This is a genomic window from Microbacterium sp. Y356 (assembly GCF_059445355.1).
On record NZ_JCAIUE010000002.1, the window covers coordinates 57,831 to 75,988 of the forward strand.

The following is an 18,158-nucleotide window of genomic DNA, read 5'->3' on the forward strand; positions in this document are numbered from 1 at the left end:
CGCCGCTTACAGCGTCTGGATGCGGCGAACTGCGCCACCTCCCTGTGGCGGGCGGCGGATGCCGCGCGGACAGGTGTCGCAGATCGTCGGCCGCAACGCACCGAGGCGACCAACTGCGACACCTCCTCGCGCCTCGACGGGCGGGCTATTTCACTTGCGCCGAGATGATGCTCATCACCGCGGTGTCGGCAAGCGTCGTGGTATCGCCGACCTCGCGGCCTTCCGCGACATCGCGCAGCAGGCGTCGCATGATCTTTCCGGAGCGAGTCTTGGGCAGCTCGCCCACGATGTAGACGTCGCGGGGGCGAGCGATCGCACCGATCTGCTCGCCGACCCACTGGCGCAGCTGCGTCGCGAGCCCTCCCGCATCGTGCGCCGACAGGTAGCTCTCTTTGATGATCACGAACGCGACGACGGCCTGCCCAGTGGTCTCATCGGATGCTCCGACCACGGCGGCTTCGGCTGTCGCCTCATGCGCGACCAGAGAAGACTCGATCTCGGCGGTGGACAGACGGTGTCCGGAGACGTTCATCACGTCATCCACGCGTCCGAGCAGCCATACGTCGCCGTCCTCATCGAGGCGCGCGCCGTCGCCAGCGAAGTAATACCCCTGGTCTTCGAACTTCTCCCAGTAGGTCTCCTTGTAGCGCTCAGGGTCGCCCCAGATGCCGCGGAGCATCGCGGGCCACGGCTCGGTGATCACGAGCAGGCCGCCGTTGCCGTTGCCGACCTCGGCACCGGACTCGTCGACGACGTCGAGTGAGATTCCTGGAATCGGCACCTGCGCGGAGCCAGGCTTGGTCGAGGTCACACCGGGCAGTGCCGACACCATGATCGCGCCGGTCTCGGTCTGCCACCAGGTGTCGACGATCGGGGCCTTGTTCGCCCCGATGACCTCGCGGTACCACATCCATGCCTCAGGGTTGATCGGTTCACCCACCGAACCGAGCAGGCGAATCGAGGAAAGGTCGAACCCTGCAGGAATGCTGCGCCCGGTCTTCATGAACGAGCGGATCGCGGTCGGCGCGGTGTAGAAAATCGATACCTTGTACTTCTCGATGATCTCCCACCAGCGTCCGGGGTGCGGAGCATCCGGGGTGCCTTCGTAGAGCACCTGGGTGGCGCCGTTGGCCAGCGGGCCGTACGCGACGTAGCTGTGCCCGGTGATCCAGCCGATGTCTGCCGTGCACCAGAACACGTCGGTTTCGGGGTTCAGATCGAAGACGTTCTTGTGCGTGTATGCCGCCTGAGTGAGGTAGCCCCCAGAGGTATGCAGGATGCCCTTGGGCTTGCCCGTCGTGCCGGAGGTGTAAAGGATGAACAGCGGGTTCTCGGCAGGAAATGCTTGTGCTTCGTGCTCTGCGGATGCCGCAGGGACGGCTTCGTGCCACCAGTGATCGCGGCCCTCGACCCAGTCGACCTCGTTCTCGCCGCGCCTGACAACCAGCACATGCTCGACGGTCTGCTGTTCACCATCGCCACGGTCGCTGAGCGACTGGTCGACGGCGGGCTTGAGGGCTGAGACGCGACCCTTGCGGTAGCCACCGTCGGCGGTGATGACGACCTTCGCGCCGGCATCGTCGATGCGCGAGCGGAGGCTGTCTGCGCTGAAGCCACCGAATACGACGGAGTGGATCGCGCCGAGGCGGGCGACCGCGAGCATCGACGCGACGGCCTCGGGGATCATCGGCAGGTAGATGGCGACACGGTCGCCGGCGCCGACGCCGTAGCCGGCGAGCACGTTGGCCACACGCTTGACCTCATCGGTGAGTTCGGCGTAGGTGATGCGGCGGGAGTCTCCTGGTTCGCCTTCCCACAGCAGAGCTGTGCGGTCACCATTGCCAGCTTCGACGTGACGGTCGAGACAGTTGTAGGCGACGTTGAGCTCGCCGTCGTCGAACCACTTCGCGAACGGCGGCGTCGACCAGTCCAACACGCGAGTGAAGGGCTTGTGCCAGTGCAACAGTTCTGCGGCCTGCTCGCCCCAGAATGCCTCGCGGTCAGCGGCGGCACGCTCATAGAGTTCGGGCTTTGCGATGGCGGTTGCGGCGAACTCGTCCGAGGGCGGGAACTGCCGGGTCTCGTCGAGGAGGTGATCGATCTGGCTGCTCATGGCGTTGCGCTCCTTTGCGGCGGGACGAGATCGCGCAGAAAACGCGACCGTGACACGGTGAATCTAGTCTGCGCCCGATTCGGCCAGTACTGCCGAAAGTGAGTAGTGCGAGGGTTTTGCGAGGGAGGTCGTCGTGCGTACACTCGACGACAGCCGAATTTTAATTCTGGCCTCGGCGTGTGTGCTTCCTTCAGGGAAGCGGCGCGCCTGTGGCGGCATCTCATTCCCCCCCGTGAGGTGTCGCCCTTTCCTTTCGTGGGACGATTTCGCAGTTGTTCTGCACTACCAGGCGGATGCCGCGAGTTGCCCACAGCGCGTGGGTTCTGCCCCTCCACGGGGGAGCCTGGCCGCATAGCTTCAGGGGATGCCACAGCCGTTTATCATCCAGCCGCGTGACGCTGCGCGCGCGGCCCCAGGCTTCCAGGCGCTCCCCGCCGATCTGGATGCCGCATTCGGGCCTCTCGCTGAGCACTGCGCCGACCCGCGGGTGACCGACGTCTTCATCAACGGCACCGACGGTCTGTTCATCGATCGTGGCGATGGGGTCGAGCGGGTGGCGGCGTGGGCGGCCTCAGAGCGAGAGGTGCGCGACCTTGCCGTGGCCATGATCGGCGCCGGTGGGCGACATCTGGATGATCAGTCTCCGTGTGTCGATGTGCGCCTTGCCTCAGGCATCCGCGTGCATGCGGTGCTCTCGCCGGTGTCGACGTCCGGCACCGCGGTGTCGGTGCGAATCCCGCGCGTGGGCGTGGCCGACCTGGATGCGCTCGTCGCGCTTGGCGCATTCGATGACCGTCAACGCGCCTGGCTCGAACAGCTCGTCATGGACCGAGCGAACATCCTTCTCACCGGCGGCACAGGCACAGGCAAGACGACGCTGCTGGCCGCTCTATTGCACGCGGTACCTCCATCGGAGCGCATCGTCACTATTGAGGACGTCGCAGAGCTCCGCCCCGCGCATCCGCACCACGTCGCGCTCGAAGCCCGACAGGCGAACCTCGAGGGCGCGGGGTCGATCACGCTCGCTCGCCTCGTCAGGGAGTCGCTGCGGATGCGGCCAGACCGACTCATCGTCGGTGAATGTCGCGGCGAGGAGGTGCGCGAGCTGCTGTCGGCGCTGAACACCGGTCACGACGGTGGTGCCGGCACTCTGCACGCCAGTGGAATCGCTGACGTGCCTGCCCGGCTTGAAGCGCTCGGTGCGCTCGCCGGGATGGATGCCACAGCTCTGGCGCGTCAGGCGGTGAGCGCATTCACGATCGTGGTGCATCTTGCTCGCGGCACAGACGGCGTGCGCCGGATTGCGCAGGCTGGGCGGTTTCTGCTGCGAGCCGACCGCCTCGATATTGAAGAGGTGCAGCCGTGGTGAAAGTGCATGCTCGCAAGAGCGTTGATTCCGGCGCCGAAGCTGCCGCAGTGTCGGTGCGCACCCTCGCCGTGCTCCTGCAGGCGGGAGCCGTGCCGCTGACCGCTTGGCGACATCTCGCCGATTCAGGAGACGTGCACGCCGAGCGCGTGGTCGAACGTTGCGACGACGGCGTGCCCCTCGTGGCTGCGATCGAAGTTGAGGACGGCGCCTGGCGCGACGTCGCCGCGGCATGGGAGGTCGCGACGACTGTCGGTGCGCCATTAGCCGAGGTGCTGCGATCGTTGGCCGAGACGATGCAGGATGCCGCGTCTGCCTCCGATGACGTGCGCATCGCGCTCGCCGAGCCTGCCGGTACGGCCCGCCTGCTGATGTGGATGCCTCTGGCAGGACTCCTGCTCGGATTCGCGCTGGGGTTCGACACCTTGGGGGTGCTCATCGGCAACCCGATCGGGACAGCCTGCCTGGTCGCGGGCCTGGCGCTGGTCTTCTGCGCGCGAGCGTGGACGCACCGGTTGCTGCGGCGCGCGCAGCCGGACCCTGGCACACCGGGAATGCATGCCGAGCTGGTCGCCGTCGCACTTTCTGGAGGCGCATCCATAGAACGCTCACTGCGCCTTGTCGAAGACAGTCCCGCTCGTGACCAGCTGAGCGGCGCGCGCACCAAAGGCGTGCTGCAGCTCTCGAGGGCGGCCGGGGTGCCAGCGGGCGAGCTCCTGCGCGCATCCGCAGCCCAGGAGCGTCACGATGCGCGCATCCGCGGGCGTTTGCGCGCCGCAAAGCTCTCCTCTCAGCTGCTCATCCCGCTCGGCGTCTGCACACTGCCCGCCTTCCTGCTGCTGGGCGTCGCGCCGATGATCCTCTCCGTGATCTCATCCACCCCGCTGCCGATTTGACGACAGCGCCAATGAAAGAAGGAACACCATGAACACCATTCCCACCCTCACCAGACGGCGTGCCGCCTCGCTCTTCACAGACGAGTCGGGTGCCGCGACCGCGGAGTATGCGATTACGACGATGGCCGCAGTTGCCTTTGCTGGGCTTCTCGTTGTCATCATGCGCTCGAGTGAGGTGCGCGGCATCCTCACCGATCTCGTGCGCCGGGCATTGACCGTGTCCTAACGATGCGACTCAAGACGTCCGTGCGTGCGACGAAGACAGACGAGCACGGATCTGTCGCCGCAGAACTCGCGCTCGCGCTCCCCGCGGTGGTGCTTGCACTGCTGCTGGGAGCGGGCGCGCTGGGCGCTGCGGCGCGGCAGGTCTCGCTCCAGGACGCCGTCGCTGACGCTGCGCGGCTCCTCGGCCGCGGCGAAGACACCGCAACCGCGTATGCGGTGGTGGTGGCATCCGTCAGCGGTGCGCAGGTGTCCAGCGAGCAGCGCGGCGATCTTTCGTGCGTGAGTGCACGGCTCGACGTCACGATCGGGAGGGTCATTCAGATTCCCCTGACGGCGTCGAGCTGTGCGCTCAGCGGAGGACTCTGATGGCCGGATCGGCACTTGCGGCCGGTGTGCTGGCCGTTGCGGCGTCGCTCTCGCTGGGGCTGGCAGCCGTCGGCGGCGCCGCGGTCACCGCGCAACGAGCGGCTGGGGCAGCGGACGCTGCGGCGCTGGCCGCAGCAGACGCCGTATCCGGGGCAATCATCACTGATGAGGATCCCTGCGCGCTCGCCGCGCGGGTGGCCGCGGCATCCGATGCGACCCTCACCTCGTGCACAATCGATGGGTCAGTGGCGACCGTTCAGGTTCAGGCGGCGTACTCTGGTCTAGCTGCCGTCTCCCGAGCCCGCGCTGGGCCCCCCGAGGGATTCTGACGGCATTGATCCGGGCTTCACCTACGGCTTCGCTGTGAACGCACCATGCAAGTGGTGTGTATGGTGTGCTTCGAAGAAAGGACGCACCCTTGGCTGAAGGAAAGAAGCTCGTCATCGTCGAGTCTCCGACGAAGATGCGGTCGATTCAGGGGTATCTCGGTGATGACTACGAGGTGCTCAGCTCTGTCGGCCATATCCGCGACCTCGCTGATAAGAAGGACATCCCTGCCGCTGATAAAGCCGCGTACGGGAAGTACTCGATCGACATCGAGAACGGCTTCGATCCGTACTATGTCGTCTCCGATCGCAAGACGAAGACAGTCGCCGAGCTCAAGCGTGCCCTGAAGAATGCCGACGAACTCCTCCTCGCAACTGATGAGGACCGCGAGGGTGAGGCGATCGCCTGGCACCTGCTGGAGACGCTGAAGCCGAAGGTTCCCGTCAAGCGCATGGTGTTCCACGAGATCACCAAGGACGCGATCCAGGCTGCGGTCGGAAACACCCGCGAGCTTGACCTCGCACTAGTTGACGCACAGGAGACCCGCCGCATCCTTGACCGCCTGTACGGCTGGGACGTCTCACCGGTGCTCTGGTACAAGGTGAAGACCGGTCTGTCGGCCGGTCGCGTGCAGTCCGCAGCCACCCGCATGATCGTCGAGCGTGAACGCGAGCGCATGGCGTTCGTCTCTGCCGAGTACTGGGATGTTGACGCTTCCGCGTCCAGTGGCATCTCCTTCCGCGTGCGCCTCGTGCGCGTCGACGGCGGCCAGCTCGCCCGTGGTACTGACTTCGATGACGCCGGAAAGCTGAAGAAGGCTGTCGTCGTTCTCGATGAGAACAAGGCCACAGCCCTCGCGCACGCCGTTGAGAAGTCTGGTGCCGGCACCGTCACCAAGGTCGAGGCCAAGCCAGGAACCCGCAGCCCCTACGCGCCGTTCACCACCTCCACTCTGCAGCAGGAGGCCGGTCGCAAGCTCTCGATGAGCGCGAAGCAGGCGATGAGCGTCGCCCAGCGTCTGTACGAAAAGGGCTTCATCACCTATATGCGTACAGACTCCGTGGCGCTGAGCACTCAAGCGGTGCAGGCAGCGCGGAGCCAGGCTGTCTCGCTTTACGGCGACAGCGCGGTGCCGCTGAAGCCGCGCGTTTACAAGTCCAAGAGCAAGAACGCCCAAGAGGCGCACGAGGCGATCCGACCATCGGGCGAGAACTTCCGCACCCCGGCATCCGTCTCGGGTGAGCTCGACCGCGAAGAGCAGCGTGTTTACGACCTGATCTGGAAGCGCACCGTCGCCAGCCAGATGGCCGACGCAAAGTACGAGACCACCACGGTCACCATCTCGGTCGATGCCGATGGCCAGAACGCCGAGTTCACGGCATCCGGAACCGTCTACACCTTCAAGGGCTTCCTCGAGGCATACGAAGAGGGCCGCGACGAGAAGCGCGGCGATGCCGACGCAGCCTCCGACCAGTCGCTTCCTGCCGTCGCCGTCGGTGACGAGCTCGCGATGACGGATGCCGAGGCAAAGGGCCACAAGACCAATCCGAAGCCCCGCTTCACCGAAGCATCGCTGGTGAAGACGCTCGAAGAGCACGGCATCGGCCGCCCATCGACATTCGCCAGCATCATCGGCACAGTCATCGATCGCGGCTATGCCACCAAGCGCGGCCAAGCGCTCGTGCCGACCTGGATGGCGTTCAGCGTCGTGCGTTTGTTGGAAGAGCACTTCGCGCACCTCATCGACTACGACTTCACTGCCGGTCTCGAGGATGACCTCGACGCGATCGCACGCGGTGAGCAGAAGCGTGGCGATTGGCTGAAGTCCTTCTACTTCGGCACCGATGCGCAGGTGGGCCTGCGTCAGGTCGTCGACAACCTGGGCGAGATCGATGCCCGCGCGCTGAACTCGACGCCCATTACCGACACCGCCACGCTCCGCTTCGGCAAGTACGGCCCCTACCTCGAGGTCGTCGACCCGGCGAAACCGGAGGAGCGCGGGCGCATCGTCAACGTGCCCGAGGATCTCGCTCCGGACGAGCTCACCGCGGCCAAGGCGCAGGAGCTCATCGACGCTCCCGTCGCAGGCGACCGAGTTCTTGGAGAGAACCCCGAGAACGGCCGAGTCATCGTCGTCAAGGACGGACGCTACGGCCCCTACGTGCAGGAGAACCTGCCGGAGGAGGTCGTCGAGGTCGACGAGACGACAGGTGAGGTCGTCGAGGCTCCGAAGAAGAAGAAGACCGCGAAGAAGGATGCGCCGAAACCGCGCACCGGTTCGCTGTTCCGCTCGATGTCGGTCGACACGATCGACCTCGACACGGCACTGCAGCTGCTGAGCCTGCCGCGAGTGGTCGGCGCTGATCCTGAATCAGGCGACGAGATCACGGCCCAGAACGGCCGGTACGGTCCGTACCTGAAGAAGGGTACTGATTCGCGCTCCCTTGAGGGTGAACAGCAGATCTTCGACGTCACCCTGGATCAGGCGCTCGCGATCTACTCGCAGCCGAAGTACGGCGCCGGCTCTCGCCGTGCATCCAGCGCGCTCGCCGAGTTCGAGGCCGACCCGGTCAGCGGCAAGCCGATTCGCATCCGCGACGGCCGTTTCGGTGCGTACGTCACCGACGGTGAGACGAACGTGACGATTCCGCGCGGACAGATGCCGGACGACATCACCTTCGAAGCCGCCGTGCAGATGCTCGCCGACAAGCGCGCCAAGGGACCAGTTGCCAAGCGCGGCGCTGCCAAGAAGGCGCCGGCGAAGAAGGCTCCTGCGAAGAAGCCTGCGGCGAAGAAGGCACCTGCTAAGAAGGCTCCAGCGAAGAAGGCCGCGGCCAAGGCCGCAGCGAAGACCGATGAGGAGAAGGCCGCCGCGCGCTCGGCTGCCGCCAAGAAGGCCGCGGCCACTCGTGCGGCCAACGCCGCCAAAAAGGCGGCCTCGTGACCGCACGCTCAGGGCTGTGGATCACTCTCGAAGGCGGCGACGGCTCCGGGAAGACCACCCAGGCTGAGCTGCTGGAAAACTGGCTGGCGGATGCCGGACACACGGTAGTTCGTACGCGTGAGCCCGGCGGCAGCGAGGTGGGTCAGCTGATCCGCGACATCGTGCTGCACCACCGCGGCGACATTGCACCGCGTGCAGAGGCGCTGCTGTATGCGGCCGACCGGGCGCATCACGTTGCAACTGTTGTGCAGCCCTCGCTGGATCGCGGCGAGATCGTGCTGCAGGACCGCTACCTCGACTCCTCTGTCGCCTACCAGGGCGCGGGGCGCGTGCTCGATGCCACCGAGGTGCGCGATTTGTCGCTGTGGGCCGCTGAAGGCGCGCTTCCCGACCTCACCGTGCTGCTCGACCTCGACCCCGCGGCCGCGCGCGTTCGCCTCGACTCTGCCGACAAGCCGTTCGATCGGCTGGAGGCAGAGAAGGCAGAGTTCCACACCCGAGTGCGTGAGGCATTTTTGCGGCTTGCCGATGCCGAGCCAGAGCGATTCCTGGTGCTGGATGCTGCGGCATCCGTCGACGAGATCGCCGAAGCCGTCCGAGCTCGCGTCGCCACGCTTGTTCCCGCCACATCCTGAGTCGTCGCATCGCGTGCACGTGTAGGTGCGTGTGCCGTCGCTGAGACTTCGCTCGGGTGTCGCAGGTGGTCGCCTCCGGGCTGGGGACGCGGCAATCTGCGACCCTTGGTCCGGCGTGCCGGCCGGGGTGAGGTGGCGGGGTGTCGCAGGTGGTCGCTTTCGGGTGGGGGATGCGGCAATCTGCGACCCCTGGGTTGGCGCGCCGGCCGGCGTGGGTGACGGGGTGTCGCAGGTGGTCGCTTCCGGGCTGGGGATGCGGCAATCTGCGGCCCCCTGGTCCGGCGTACCCGCCGGCGTGGGGTGGTCGGGTGTCGCAGGTGGTCGCTTCTGGGTGGAGGATGCGGCAATCTGCGACCCCTGAGTCGGCCCGCCGGCCCGCCCGCCGGCGTGCCGGTCGCGCTGAGACGGGCCCGGGCATACGGCGGGCGCTGTCGGACACTCCGGTTAGGCTGAGTCCATGCCCGCTGCAGCCCTCGCCCCGTTCCCATGGACGGATATCTGGGGACAGGATGACGCGGTCACGGCGCTGCGCACGGCGGCATCCGATCCATCCGCTCTCTCGCATGCCTGGTTGATCACAGGCCCGCCAGGGTCTGGGCGATCAACTCTTGCCTATGCCTTCGCCGCCGCGCTCGTCGCCGACAGCCCGGACGACGAGCACACCATGCGACAGGTGCTCGCCGGCACGCATCCCGATGTGACGGCGCTCCGCACCGACAAGGTCATCATCACGATCAAAGAGGCGCGTGCGCTTGTCGAGCGCTCCTATTTCGCTCCCTCGGCAGGGCGCTATCGGGTTCTCGTCGTTGAAGACGCGGATCGTATGGTCGAGCGCACGTCCAATGTGCTGCTGAAGGCGCTTGAGGAGCCGCCCGAGAACACGGTGTGGATTCTCTGCGCGCCGAGCGAAGCAGATCTCCTGCCGACGATCCGGTCGAGGGTGCGGACGCTGCGACTGCGCGAGCCGGATGTCAGTGACGTCACGCGGCTGATCGTGCAGCGCACCGGAGCGGACGAAGCCATCGCAGAGCAGGCCGCACGGCACGCGCAGCGCCACATCGGCATGGCGCAGCGGCTGGCAACGGATGACGCCGCTCGCCGCCGTCGAGACACCACGCTGCGCTCTGTGCTCGCGGTGCGAGGTGTCGGCAGCGCGGTGGAAGTCGCGGGTGAGATCATCCAGGCCGCCACAGACGATGCCAAGACGCTTACTGCTGAGCGGGATGCCGCCGAGCGGTCATCACTGCTGCGAATGGTCGGAGTCGGAGAAGGTCAGGCGGTGCCGCCAGCGCTGCGCGCCCAGATCTCCGCCCTTGAAGACGACCAGAAGAAGCGCGCGACTCGCAGCCTGCGCGATGGCATCGACCGCGTACTCACCGATCTGCAGTCGATGTTCCGCGACGTGGTCATGCTGCAGTTCAGTCGCGGTGACGATCTCATAAACCGTGAATTGCATGATGATCTGAGTGCGTTGGCCACAGCGTGGCCGGTGGAACGTACGCTGGTCGTTCTTGACCATCTCGCAGAAACGAGGGAGTCGCTGGAGCGCAACGTCGCCCCGACTCTGGCCCTGGAAAGTTTGCTCGTGACTGTCGCGAGCGGGAGGAAACCGTGAACACTCGAAAGACTTCCCGTCTGCGACGTCTCGCCGCCGCGATCGCAGGGATTGCGGTGGCATCCGTGGCGTTGAGCGGATGCCTCTACTCGGTGATCCCCGAGCAAGCCCAGCCGCGCCCGTCCACGACGAACGCGCCCGACACCGAGGGCGTCGCGACAGATCTGCTGCCGTTCTACGAGCAGTCGCTCGAGTGGACGCAGTGCGATGACGCATCCGTCGGATTCGACTGCACGTATGTGACCGCTCCGCTGGACTGGGAGAACCCTGGTGCCGGCGAAATCGAGATCTCAGTGGTGCGCCATCAGGCGTCCGGTACTCCGATGGGATCACTGCTCACCAACCCCGGTGGACCCGGTGGTAGCGGGCGTGACTTCATTCTCACCAGCCTCGACTACGCCGTCGGCGCCGATCTCATCGACAACTACGACGTGATCGGGTTCGATCCGCGCGGCGTGGGCGATTCGACCGCCGTGACGTGCTTCGACGCGGCGGGCATGGACGCATACCTCTATGACATTCCCAAGGCGCCACGTGGCACCGACGAGTGGGAAGCCGAGCTGACCGAACGCAACCAGGCCTTCGCCGACGCATGTGAAGCGAACAGCGAAGGGATCCTGCAGTTCATCACGACGATCAACTCGGCGCGTGACATGGATCTGATTCGTGCCGTGCTGGGGGACAAGCAGCTCAACTACCTGGGCTACTCCTACGGCACCTTCCTTGGTGCGACCTATGCCGAGCTCTACCCCGATAAGGCCGGCCGACTCGTGCTCGACGGTGCAATCGATCCTGCCGTCTCCGGTCTTGAAGTGGGTACGACCCAGGCCCTCGGCTTTGAATCGGCACTGCGCGCCTACATGCAGAACTGTCTCGACTCCGGCGAATGCCCGTTCAACGGCACGGTCGATGAGGCGATGGCTGATCTCGGTGCGCTCCTGGCGAGTGTGGATCGTACGCCGCTGAAGAACGATGACGGCCGGATGCTCGGCGCTGACGCGCTCATGACCGGCATCATCGTCACCCTGTATTCGGAAGAGTCGTGGGGTGTGCTCACGCAAGCACTGGAGGGCGTTCTGCAGGGCGACCCCTACGCCGCTTTCTACCTCGCGGATGCATACAACGGCCGCGAGGACGGCGTCTACATCGACAACTCCAGCGAGGCGTTCCGTGCCTACAACTGCATGGATTACCCGTTGGAAGACGACGAGGCTGCTGAGGCCGCGGCAGAGTCGAAGATCGCAAAGGGTGCGCCGACCATCGCTCCATACTGGAGTGGTCCAGACTCCTGCATCGTGTGGCCGTACGAGCCGACCGGCACACGCGGCGAGATTCACGCCTCCGGCGCGGGTCCGATCCTCGTGGTGGGCACCACCAATGACCCGGCGACACCCTACGAGTGGTCTGTCTCGCTCGCAGAGCAGCTCGAAGAAGGTGTGCTCATCACTCGAGTGGGCGAGGGTCACACCGGCTACAACAAGGGCAATATCTGTGTTGATGAGGCTGTTGAGGCGTTCTTCCTCGACGACACTGTCCCAGGGGAAGATCTACGCTGCGAGTGATTTCGCGATGAGCGGGGGAACAAGGTAATATCGTTCTTCGTGCCGCTCTCGCAGCGCACGCCGCCTTAGCTCAGTCGGTAGAGCATCTCACTCGTAATGAGAAGGTCGTCAGTTCGATTCTGACAGGCGGCTCCACTTGCCCCGTGATGTGAAGAACATCACGGGGCTTTGTCGTTCACCCGATGCGCTCCGCGAGCGTGACGATGATGCCCTCCGGCCCGCGCACGTATGCCATTCGCCAGATATTCTCGTGCTCACCTACGCCGCCGACGCTGCGCAGGCCGAGCTCATTGGCCCTCGCGGACGGCATACCAGGATTGGGATCGGGGTGTTCAAAGCTCGACAGTTCGACGCCAGTGTCTCCGCCCCGTGCCTGCAGCATGACGATCGTTGTCCTCGCACCGCCGACGCATTTCCAGATGTCCTGAGAACCACCTGCACTGAGACCACGTCACCAGAGAACGCGGAGCGCGTACCCTCGAAGTATGACTAGGGCACTCCTCATCGTCGACGTGCAGAACGACTTCACCGAGGGCGGCGCACTCGCTGTCGCGGGAGGTGACGCCGTGGCATCCGGTATCACCGCCTATCTCGCTGCGCACGCGGGTGACTATGAGGTGATCGTGGCGTCGCGAGACTGGCATGACGTGGACAGCGACAACAGCGGGCACTTCGCTGACGAACCCGATTTCGTGGACTCCTGGCCGCTGCACTGCGTCGCGGGCAGTGACGGTGCCGAGTATGACCCGCTGCTGGTGACTGATGCCGTCACACACCACATCCTCAAGGGACAGGGCGTTGCCGCGTATTCGATGTTCGAGGGCATCGCGGATGACGGCGCTTCGGTCGCCGTCGTGCTGAGTGGCCACGGTGTACTCAACGCCGATGTGGTCGGCCTCGCGACGGATCATTGCGTCCGGGCATCCGCACTTGACGCCATCGCGCATGGCGTGCACGTGCGTGTGCTGACCGATCTCGTCGCCGGAGTTGGCGCGGAGAGCAGCAAGGCGGCGTTGGTCGAACTCGCGCATGCGGGTGCAGAGTTGATCGAGAGCTCTGCTGGAGCAGGCGGAAGCGCACAGGCGTGAGCCGTAGCGTTCTGCTGCTGCGGGCCGTCAACGTCAGCGGGCGCAACCTCGTGCCGATGGTGAGACTGCGTGAGGCGCTGGACGCCGCAACCGATCTGACCGGCGTGACCACGTACATCGCCAGCGGAAACATCATCTGCAACGAGCCAGCGGATGCCACGGCATCCTGCGCCGCCGTGCGGAAGACGATCGCGGCGGAGTTCGGCGTCGACACTCCGGTGATCTACCGCAGTCATGCGCAGTTGGTCACCTCGGAAGCGGCGCAGCCGTTCACCGACGGCGTTGAGAAGCTCGTGCACGCGATGTTCCTCGAGGGGAAGCCCACGCCAGGTGCCGTCGCAGTGCTCGAGGAGCGCCTGATTCCGGGGGAGCGGCTCTCGCTCGTCGGATGCGATCTCTGGATCGACTATGCCGAGAGCGGAGTGCACTCCACCAGGCTCACCAAAGTGGTGCTGGAACGTGCGCTGGGCGTCACCGGAACCGCGCGGAACCTCCGCACGACGCGGAAGCTGATCGAGCTGACGGCATGACAGGAGCGGATGCTGTAAGGCTCGCGCTGCCGTTCGCCGGGCCCTGGCTCGTGCAGAACAGTCCGGCGACGCGGGTACCCAGTCACGGCACCGAACTGTTCGGAACGTCCCATGCGATTGATTTCGTGCCCGTGGGGAAGGACGGGCGGAGTGCTCCGCGCGGGCTGCGGAGCTGGCTAAGGGCGGAACCGGTGGACAGGTTCGTGGGCTTCGGGCGACCGATCCTTGCTCCGGTCGCGGGCGAGGTCATCGCTGCGCACGACGGCGAGCCCGACCATGAGGCACGTCGCTCGCCGTTCGGACTCTTCGCCTACGCGCTCACCCAGCCGTCTCGAATCCGCCGCGGGGCTGCGGGGATCGCCGGGAACCATGTCGCGATCCGCGCGGGCGAGGCGCTCGTGCTGCTCGCTCATCTGCGTTCGGGGAGTGTGCGGGTTCGTGTCGGGCAGCGCGTGTTGGTGGGGCAGCAGCTCGGGGAGTGCGGCAATTCCGGCAACAGCACCGAACCTCATCTCCACGTGCAGGTCTCGGAAACGCTTGAGAGGAACGGGCGCGGCATTCCGCTGATGTTCGTGCGCGCGGATCGCTCGGCGTGGGTTCCGGTGAACGGCGAGATCGTACGCGCATGAGGACGATCAGCGCACCGGGCCAGGCGTGTCTGTGGATGCCTCGCGACTGAGTGCGCGCGGCGGCGTCTGCGGGTGTGACTGCAGGTCGACGCGACGGACGCCGCATCCCGTGCAGTGCACGTACAGGACGATCCCTTCACTCGTCGCGTGGCGTGATGTGACGAGCCAGGCGTGCTCGTGTGCCGGTGCTTGAACGTGTGGACGGCGAATCGGGAGCGTATTTTGCGAGGTCATATCTCTAGCATGATGTAATGGCCTTATGCATCTCAACCCTTACGGCGAGTACGCGGTGCTGCTCGCCGCATCCCTCGCGAATGAGTGGCCCGAGGACCGGGTAGGTATCGAGCAGCGCACGATCGAATTCGGCATGACAATGACGTTCCCTTCAGGCTCGGGCGACCACGCAGGGGTGCGAGATGTGGTCGATGACTGGCTGCGCATCGTCGACGCAGCTGACGAGGAAGAACGTGCAGTGCAGCTGAATGTGCAGATGGCGGCGACGGCCGCCTACCCCCGCCTCACCAATCACGACGGCGAAGGCTGGCACCTGCACTACCGTGACAGGAACGACTCACTCCCGTTCGTCCTGCGTGCAGTGATCAGCGTCGGTACCTCCCTGCACCTCGTCACCCGAGGCATGCACAGACTCGGCAGATGCGAGTCCGAACCGTGCACGAACGTCGTCGTGGATGTCACCCGCAACGGCCGTCAACGATACTGCTCGGTGCGCTGCGCCAACCGTGCGGCAGTGCGTCGGCACCGAGGGCGCGCGTAGGCGCAGCTCGCCTTCTGACAGGTGCCGCATTTCTTCATGCAGACACCATAACGTCGAGGTCAGACGTTTAAATGCGGTGGGCCCCATGGGGCTCGAACCCATGACCCGCGGATTAACATACCACTTCGACTTTCGCCGCCGCCCGCTGGGCGTTCGTGGTCTGGACTGTCCCTTCACCTTAGCTTTCGCTGTAGGTGCCACCCGTCCAGTCTCTACACCTTCCGGACTTGCGTCCGGCTTGGCTCGGGATTGCCAACTGGTTTCCCAGGAAGGGTTCCCCGACTTTGAGTGGTGTCATCCCCGAAGTTTCCCCCGAGGCGCTCCTATTTTGTTGAAGTCCGATGCTCTGCCAACTGAGCTAGAGGCCCGCGCGTTTAGTCTAGCTGTTCTTCCCACTGGTTCTTTGCCGCGGGGCCTCGAAGCCAGCGAGGCGCAGTGCGCACAAAAGCGCGGTCGCCGACGACATGGTGTCGTCGGCGACCGCGCTTTTGCCGATTGTGCCGTTGCTCCCCCGAACCGACACGATCAGATCCGTCCGGTCACTCGGCCGGGGGCATCAGAACCGAGTCGATGAGGTAGACGGTCGCGTTCGCAGTCTGGACTCCACCGCAAATCACGTTGGCGTCGTTGACCATCCACGCGTCCCCGCTACCGGTGACCTCGAGGTCTGCACCCTGAACAGTGGTGTGCATGCCGGCGATGTCCGCAGGCTCGATCTGGCCGGGAACCACGTGGTAGGTGAGGATCGACGACAGCGTCGCTGAGTCGGTCTTCAACCCCTCGATAGTGGCCGGGTCGATCATCGCAAACGCGTCGTCCACGGGTGCGAACACGGTGAACTCGTCGCCGTTGAGGGTGTCAACGAGGTTCACATCAGGGTTCAGCTGTCCGCTCACCGCGGCGACGAGGGTCGTCAGCAGTGGGTTGTTGGATGCTGCGACCGCAACTGGATCCTGAGACATGCCCTGGATCGAGCCCCCGCCGTCCGGGACAGCTTCTGCGTAAGCCTCGCAGCCGGGGCCGACGAGGTTCGCCGCGGGATCCATGGTGTCCTCGGGCATCGCCTCAGGCGTCGTCTCTGTCGTCTCTGAAGACTCAGGTGTGGTGGGCTCTGCCTCTTCAGCAGTGTCGGTGCCCATGGAACAACCCGACAGCACGAGAACGCTGGCGAAGCCGAGCGACAGAGCTGCGGTGATCTTCTTCTTGGTGCTGAACATGTCTACCTCCGGGAATCGGAGCCACGGAATTCCCGTGGCGTTGATGATTCTTCGGAGCCCCTTCCGCATTGGATGGGAACTTTCTTCAAAAACTTTTGAGCCAATCCGTTGGGCCGCTCAATCCGAAGTACCCGCAACGGAAGGCGAGGAAATGGACCTCATCATCATCGGGCTGCTCGGCGGCCTCATCACGGGGATCTCGCCGTGCATCTTGCCGGTACTCCCGGTCATCTTCCTCACTGGAGGTGCACAGTCGGCGCGTTTTGAAGGGGAGGGGGATATTGCTCCCGCTCGACGCAGCCGTCCGTATCTCGTTATCGCAGGACTCGTTCTGAGCTTCAGCCTGGTCACTCTGGTCGGCTCCCTCATCCTCGGACTCCTCAACCTGCCGCAGGACATCATCCGATGGGTAGGGATCGTCGTACTCGCGCTCCTCGGCGTCGGGCTGCTTGTCCCGAAGCTTGAGCGGCTACTAGAGAGGCCTTTCCAACGTCTTCAGTCTCGAAAGGAAGTGAAGAACCAGGGCAGCGGCTTTGGCGTCGGGCTCGCGCTCGGCGCGGTCTTCGTCCCCTGCGCTGGCCCGGTGCTCGCGGCGATCATCGTGGCAGGCGCCACAGGTCAGATCGGCGTCGGAACCGTGGCGCTCACATTCTCCTTCGCCATCGGCGTGGCCATCCCGCTTCTCGTCTTCGCCCTCGCTGGTCGAAGTGTCGTCGAGCGGATCCGAGCATTCCGCACACGTGAGCGCGGACTGCGTATCGCTGCGGGCATCGCGATGATCGCACTCGCGATCGGACTCGTCTTCAACGTGCCGCAGATGCTGCAGCGGCTGGTCCCGGACTACACGGCAGGAATCCAAGAGGACCTGGCAGACAAGCAGGCCGATGCGCTCGACCTCGGTGGCCTCGTCACCGACGAGAACCGCGAGCTCGACAACTGCACCAACGGAGCCGAAGAGCTTGAGTCTTGCGGGACGGCACCATCGATTCGCGGCATCGAAGAATGGCTGAACACTCCGGGCGGCGAAGCGATCGACCTGAAGGATCTGCGTGGACAGGTCGTGCTGATCGACTTCTGGGCGTACTCGTGCATCAACTGCCAGCGCTCGCTCCCACACGTCGTTGCCTGGGATGAGGCTTACAAGGATGCGGGGTTGCAGGTTATCGGCATCCATTCGCCCGAGTACGCGTTCGAGAAGGATGCGGCCAACGTGGCTGCCGGAATCGAGGACTTCGGCATCGACTACCCGGTTGCACTCGATAACAACCTGTCCACCTGGACGAACTATCGCAACCGCTACTGGCCCGCGCACTACCTCATCGACGCCGAAGGCACCGTCCGACACATCTCGTTCGGCGAGGGCAACTACGCAGCGACCGAGAGCATGATCCGCGAGCTGCTCGACGACGCCGACCCCACAGCCACGCTGCCAGAACCGACAGAGGTTGCAGATGCGACGCCGGAGCTGGGCTCGACGACGCCCGAAACTTTCCTCGGCTCTTCCAAGGACATCAACTACGGCGGCGGCGACGCATACGGCGCCGGGACGACGACGTTTACGCTTCCGGACAAGCAGCCAGCGGACTCGTTCGCCCTGGAGGGGGAGTGGGAGATCGCGACCCAATTCGCGACTCCCACAGGTGATGGCGGAAGCATCCGCCTGACCTATCGGGCCGCTGAGGTGAGGATGGTGCTCGCCGGCGAGGGAGAGATCATCGTCACCACCCAGAACGGTGAAAGTCGGACGATCACCGTCGACGGCACACCGAAGTCGTATGAGCTCCTGAAGACCGCCGACGGTGAGACCGGCGAGCTGACAGTGGAGGTCCCGACTGGCATCCAGGCATACTCCTTCACGTTCGGATGAACT

General features: G+C 65.1%; 18 protein-coding genes and 1 tRNA gene. 15 read left to right on the forward strand and 4 right to left on the reverse strand.

The window, feature by feature from the left end; genetic code table 11:
• Positions 1 to 145: 145 nt before the first annotated feature.
• Positions 146 to 2,113 (reverse strand): acetate--CoA ligase, encoded by a 1,968-nt coding sequence (acs, locus tag AC1C2Q_RS13905; protein ID WP_495431811.1) that lies wholly within the window; start codon positions 2,111 to 2,113, stop codon positions 146 to 148.
• A 364-nt stretch (positions 2,114 to 2,477) separates the two neighbouring features.
• Here acs and AC1C2Q_RS13910 point away from each other — a divergent pair, with 364 nt between their 5' ends.
• The 10 genes from AC1C2Q_RS13910 (at position 2,478) to AC1C2Q_RS13955 (ending at position 12,184) form a co-directional block, all read left to right on the forward strand.
• Positions 2,478 to 3,482 (forward strand): TadA family conjugal transfer-associated ATPase, encoded by a 1,005-nt coding sequence (locus tag AC1C2Q_RS13910; RefSeq protein WP_495450620.1) that lies wholly within the window; start codon positions 2,478 to 2,480, stop codon positions 3,480 to 3,482.
• On the forward strand, positions 3,476 to 4,375 hold the full coding sequence (locus AC1C2Q_RS13915) for a type II secretion system F family protein (protein ID WP_495431813.1): 900 nt from the start codon (positions 3,476 to 3,478) through the stop codon (positions 4,373 to 4,375). Before AC1C2Q_RS13910 ends, AC1C2Q_RS13915 begins: the two co-directional genes overlap by 7 nt.
• 28 nt (positions 4,376 to 4,403) lie before the next feature.
• Positions 4,404 to 4,601, forward strand: coding sequence for a DUF4244 domain-containing protein (locus AC1C2Q_RS13920; RefSeq protein ID WP_495431814.1), 198 nt, complete (start codon positions 4,404 to 4,406; stop codon positions 4,599 to 4,601).
• A gap of 2 nt (positions 4,602 to 4,603) precedes the next feature.
• Positions 4,604 to 4,966, forward strand: coding sequence for a TadE family type IV pilus minor pilin (locus AC1C2Q_RS13925; RefSeq protein WP_495431815.1), 363 nt, complete (start codon positions 4,604 to 4,606; stop codon positions 4,964 to 4,966).
• Complete coding sequence (locus tag AC1C2Q_RS13930; RefSeq protein ID WP_495431816.1) at positions 4,966 to 5,295, forward strand: Rv3654c family TadE-like protein; 330 nt, start codon at positions 4,966 to 4,968, stop codon at positions 5,293 to 5,295. The genes AC1C2Q_RS13925 and AC1C2Q_RS13930 overlap by 1 nt, the downstream gene beginning before the upstream one ends.
• An 89-nt stretch (positions 5,296 to 5,384) precedes the next feature.
• Complete coding sequence (topA, locus tag AC1C2Q_RS13935) at positions 5,385 to 8,237, forward strand: type I DNA topoisomerase (RefSeq protein ID WP_495450621.1); 2,853 nt, start codon at positions 5,385 to 5,387, stop codon at positions 8,235 to 8,237.
• Positions 8,234 to 8,872, forward strand: coding sequence for a dTMP kinase (gene tmk, locus AC1C2Q_RS13940; RefSeq protein ID WP_495450622.1), 639 nt, complete (start codon positions 8,234 to 8,236; stop codon positions 8,870 to 8,872). Before topA ends, tmk begins: the two co-directional genes overlap by 4 nt.
• Positions 8,873 to 9,329: 457 nt before the next feature.
• Complete coding sequence (locus AC1C2Q_RS13945) at positions 9,330 to 10,487, forward strand: DNA polymerase III subunit delta' (protein ID WP_495450623.1); 1,158 nt, start codon at positions 9,330 to 9,332, stop codon at positions 10,485 to 10,487.
• Positions 10,484 to 12,049 carry an alpha/beta hydrolase gene (locus AC1C2Q_RS13950; RefSeq protein WP_495431820.1) on the forward strand — a complete coding sequence of 522 codons (1,566 nt, stop codon included), beginning with the start codon at positions 10,484 to 10,486 and terminating at the stop codon, positions 12,047 to 12,049. Before AC1C2Q_RS13945 ends, AC1C2Q_RS13950 begins: the two co-directional genes overlap by 4 nt.
• Positions 12,050 to 12,108: 59 nt before the next feature.
• Positions 12,109 to 12,184, forward strand: a tRNA-Thr gene (locus AC1C2Q_RS13955).
• A 40-nt stretch (positions 12,185 to 12,224) separates the two neighbouring features.
• Here the strand turns inward: AC1C2Q_RS13955 and AC1C2Q_RS13960 are convergent.
• The gene (locus tag AC1C2Q_RS13960; protein WP_495450624.1) at positions 12,225 to 12,431 is read right to left on the reverse strand and encodes a VOC family protein; all 207 of its coding nucleotides are present in this window, start codon (positions 12,429 to 12,431) and stop codon (positions 12,225 to 12,227) included.
• A gap of 103 nt (positions 12,432 to 12,534) precedes the next feature.
• Here AC1C2Q_RS13960 and AC1C2Q_RS13965 point away from each other — a divergent pair, with 103 nt between their 5' ends.
• From AC1C2Q_RS13965 to AC1C2Q_RS13975, 3 genes are read left to right on the forward strand one after another with little or no spacing between them, the layout of a single operon-like run.
• Positions 12,535 to 13,137 carry an isochorismatase family protein gene (locus tag AC1C2Q_RS13965; protein WP_495450625.1) on the forward strand — a complete coding sequence of 201 codons (603 nt, stop codon included), beginning with the start codon at positions 12,535 to 12,537 and terminating at the stop codon, positions 13,135 to 13,137.
• Positions 13,134 to 13,667, forward strand: a complete 534-nt coding sequence (locus AC1C2Q_RS13970; protein WP_495450626.1) for a DUF1697 domain-containing protein — start codon at positions 13,134 to 13,136, stop codon at positions 13,665 to 13,667. The genes AC1C2Q_RS13965 and AC1C2Q_RS13970 overlap by 4 nt, the downstream gene beginning before the upstream one ends.
• Positions 13,664 to 14,296: a M23 family metallopeptidase gene (locus tag AC1C2Q_RS13975; RefSeq protein ID WP_495450627.1), complete on the forward strand. Its 633-nt coding sequence runs from the start codon at positions 13,664 to 13,666 to the stop codon at positions 14,294 to 14,296. Before AC1C2Q_RS13970 ends, AC1C2Q_RS13975 begins: the two co-directional genes overlap by 4 nt.
• Before the next feature lie 6 nt (positions 14,297 to 14,302).
• Here AC1C2Q_RS13975 and AC1C2Q_RS13980 read toward each other — a convergent pair whose 3' ends face one another.
• Positions 14,303 to 14,530, reverse strand: a complete 228-nt coding sequence (locus AC1C2Q_RS13980) for a hypothetical protein (protein WP_495431826.1) — start codon at positions 14,528 to 14,530, stop codon at positions 14,303 to 14,305.
• Positions 14,531 to 14,555: 25 nt separating this feature from the next.
• Here AC1C2Q_RS13980 and AC1C2Q_RS13985 point away from each other — a divergent pair, with 25 nt between their 5' ends.
• Positions 14,556 to 15,071 carry a CGNR zinc finger domain-containing protein gene (locus AC1C2Q_RS13985; RefSeq protein WP_495450628.1) on the forward strand — a complete coding sequence of 172 codons (516 nt, stop codon included), beginning with the start codon at positions 14,556 to 14,558 and terminating at the stop codon, positions 15,069 to 15,071.
• 539 nt (positions 15,072 to 15,610) lie between these two features.
• On the opposite strand, the gene AC1C2Q_RS13990 is transcribed toward AC1C2Q_RS13985, so the two are convergent.
• Complete coding sequence (locus AC1C2Q_RS13990) at positions 15,611 to 16,288, reverse strand: fasciclin domain-containing protein (RefSeq protein WP_495450629.1); 678 nt, start codon at positions 16,286 to 16,288, stop codon at positions 15,611 to 15,613.
• Between the two features lie 151 nt (positions 16,289 to 16,439).
• Between AC1C2Q_RS13990 and AC1C2Q_RS13995 the strand changes: the two genes are divergently transcribed.
• The gene (locus AC1C2Q_RS13995) at positions 16,440 to 18,155 is read left to right on the forward strand and encodes a cytochrome c biogenesis protein DipZ (RefSeq protein WP_495450630.1); all 1,716 of its coding nucleotides are present in this window, start codon (positions 16,440 to 16,442) and stop codon (positions 18,153 to 18,155) included.
• Positions 18,156 to 18,158: the final 3 nt, after the last annotated feature.

What these genes read in the sequence shown, in the direction of transcription:
- acs (WP_495431811.1), bottom strand. Translation starts at nt 2,113, where the DNA reads ATGAGCAGCCAGATCGATCACCTCCTCGACGAGACCCGGCAGTTCCCG.
- AC1C2Q_RS13910 (WP_495450620.1), top strand. Translation starts at nt 2,478, where the DNA reads ATGCCACAGCCGTTTATCATCCAGCCGCGTGACGCTGCGCGCGCGGCC.
- AC1C2Q_RS13920 (WP_495431814.1), top strand. Translation starts at nt 4,404, where the DNA reads ATGAACACCATTCCCACCCTCACCAGACGGCGTGCCGCCTCGCTCTTC.
- AC1C2Q_RS13925 (WP_495431815.1), top strand. Translation starts at nt 4,604, where the DNA reads ATGCGACTCAAGACGTCCGTGCGTGCGACGAAGACAGACGAGCACGGA.
- AC1C2Q_RS13930 (WP_495431816.1), top strand. Translation starts at nt 4,966, where the DNA reads ATGGCCGGATCGGCACTTGCGGCCGGTGTGCTGGCCGTTGCGGCGTCG.
- AC1C2Q_RS13945 (WP_495450623.1), top strand. Translation starts at nt 9,330, where the DNA reads ATGCCCGCTGCAGCCCTCGCCCCGTTCCCATGGACGGATATCTGGGGA.
- AC1C2Q_RS13960 (WP_495450624.1), bottom strand. Translation starts at nt 12,431, where the DNA reads ATGCTGCAGGCACGGGGCGGAGACACTGGCGTCGAACTGTCGAGCTTT.
- AC1C2Q_RS13965 (WP_495450625.1), top strand. Translation starts at nt 12,535, where the DNA reads ATGACTAGGGCACTCCTCATCGTCGACGTGCAGAACGACTTCACCGAG.
- AC1C2Q_RS13975 (WP_495450627.1), top strand. Translation starts at nt 13,664, where the DNA reads ATGACAGGAGCGGATGCTGTAAGGCTCGCGCTGCCGTTCGCCGGGCCC.
- AC1C2Q_RS13980 (WP_495431826.1), bottom strand. Translation starts at nt 14,530, where the DNA reads ATGACCTCGCAAAATACGCTCCCGATTCGCCGTCCACACGTTCAAGCA.
- AC1C2Q_RS13985 (WP_495450628.1), top strand. Translation starts at nt 14,556, where the DNA reads ATGCATCTCAACCCTTACGGCGAGTACGCGGTGCTGCTCGCCGCATCC.
- AC1C2Q_RS13990 (WP_495450629.1), bottom strand. Translation starts at nt 16,288, where the DNA reads ATGTTCAGCACCAAGAAGAAGATCACCGCAGCTCTGTCGCTCGGCTTC.
- AC1C2Q_RS13995 (WP_495450630.1), top strand. Translation starts at nt 16,440, where the DNA reads ATGGACCTCATCATCATCGGGCTGCTCGGCGGCCTCATCACGGGGATC.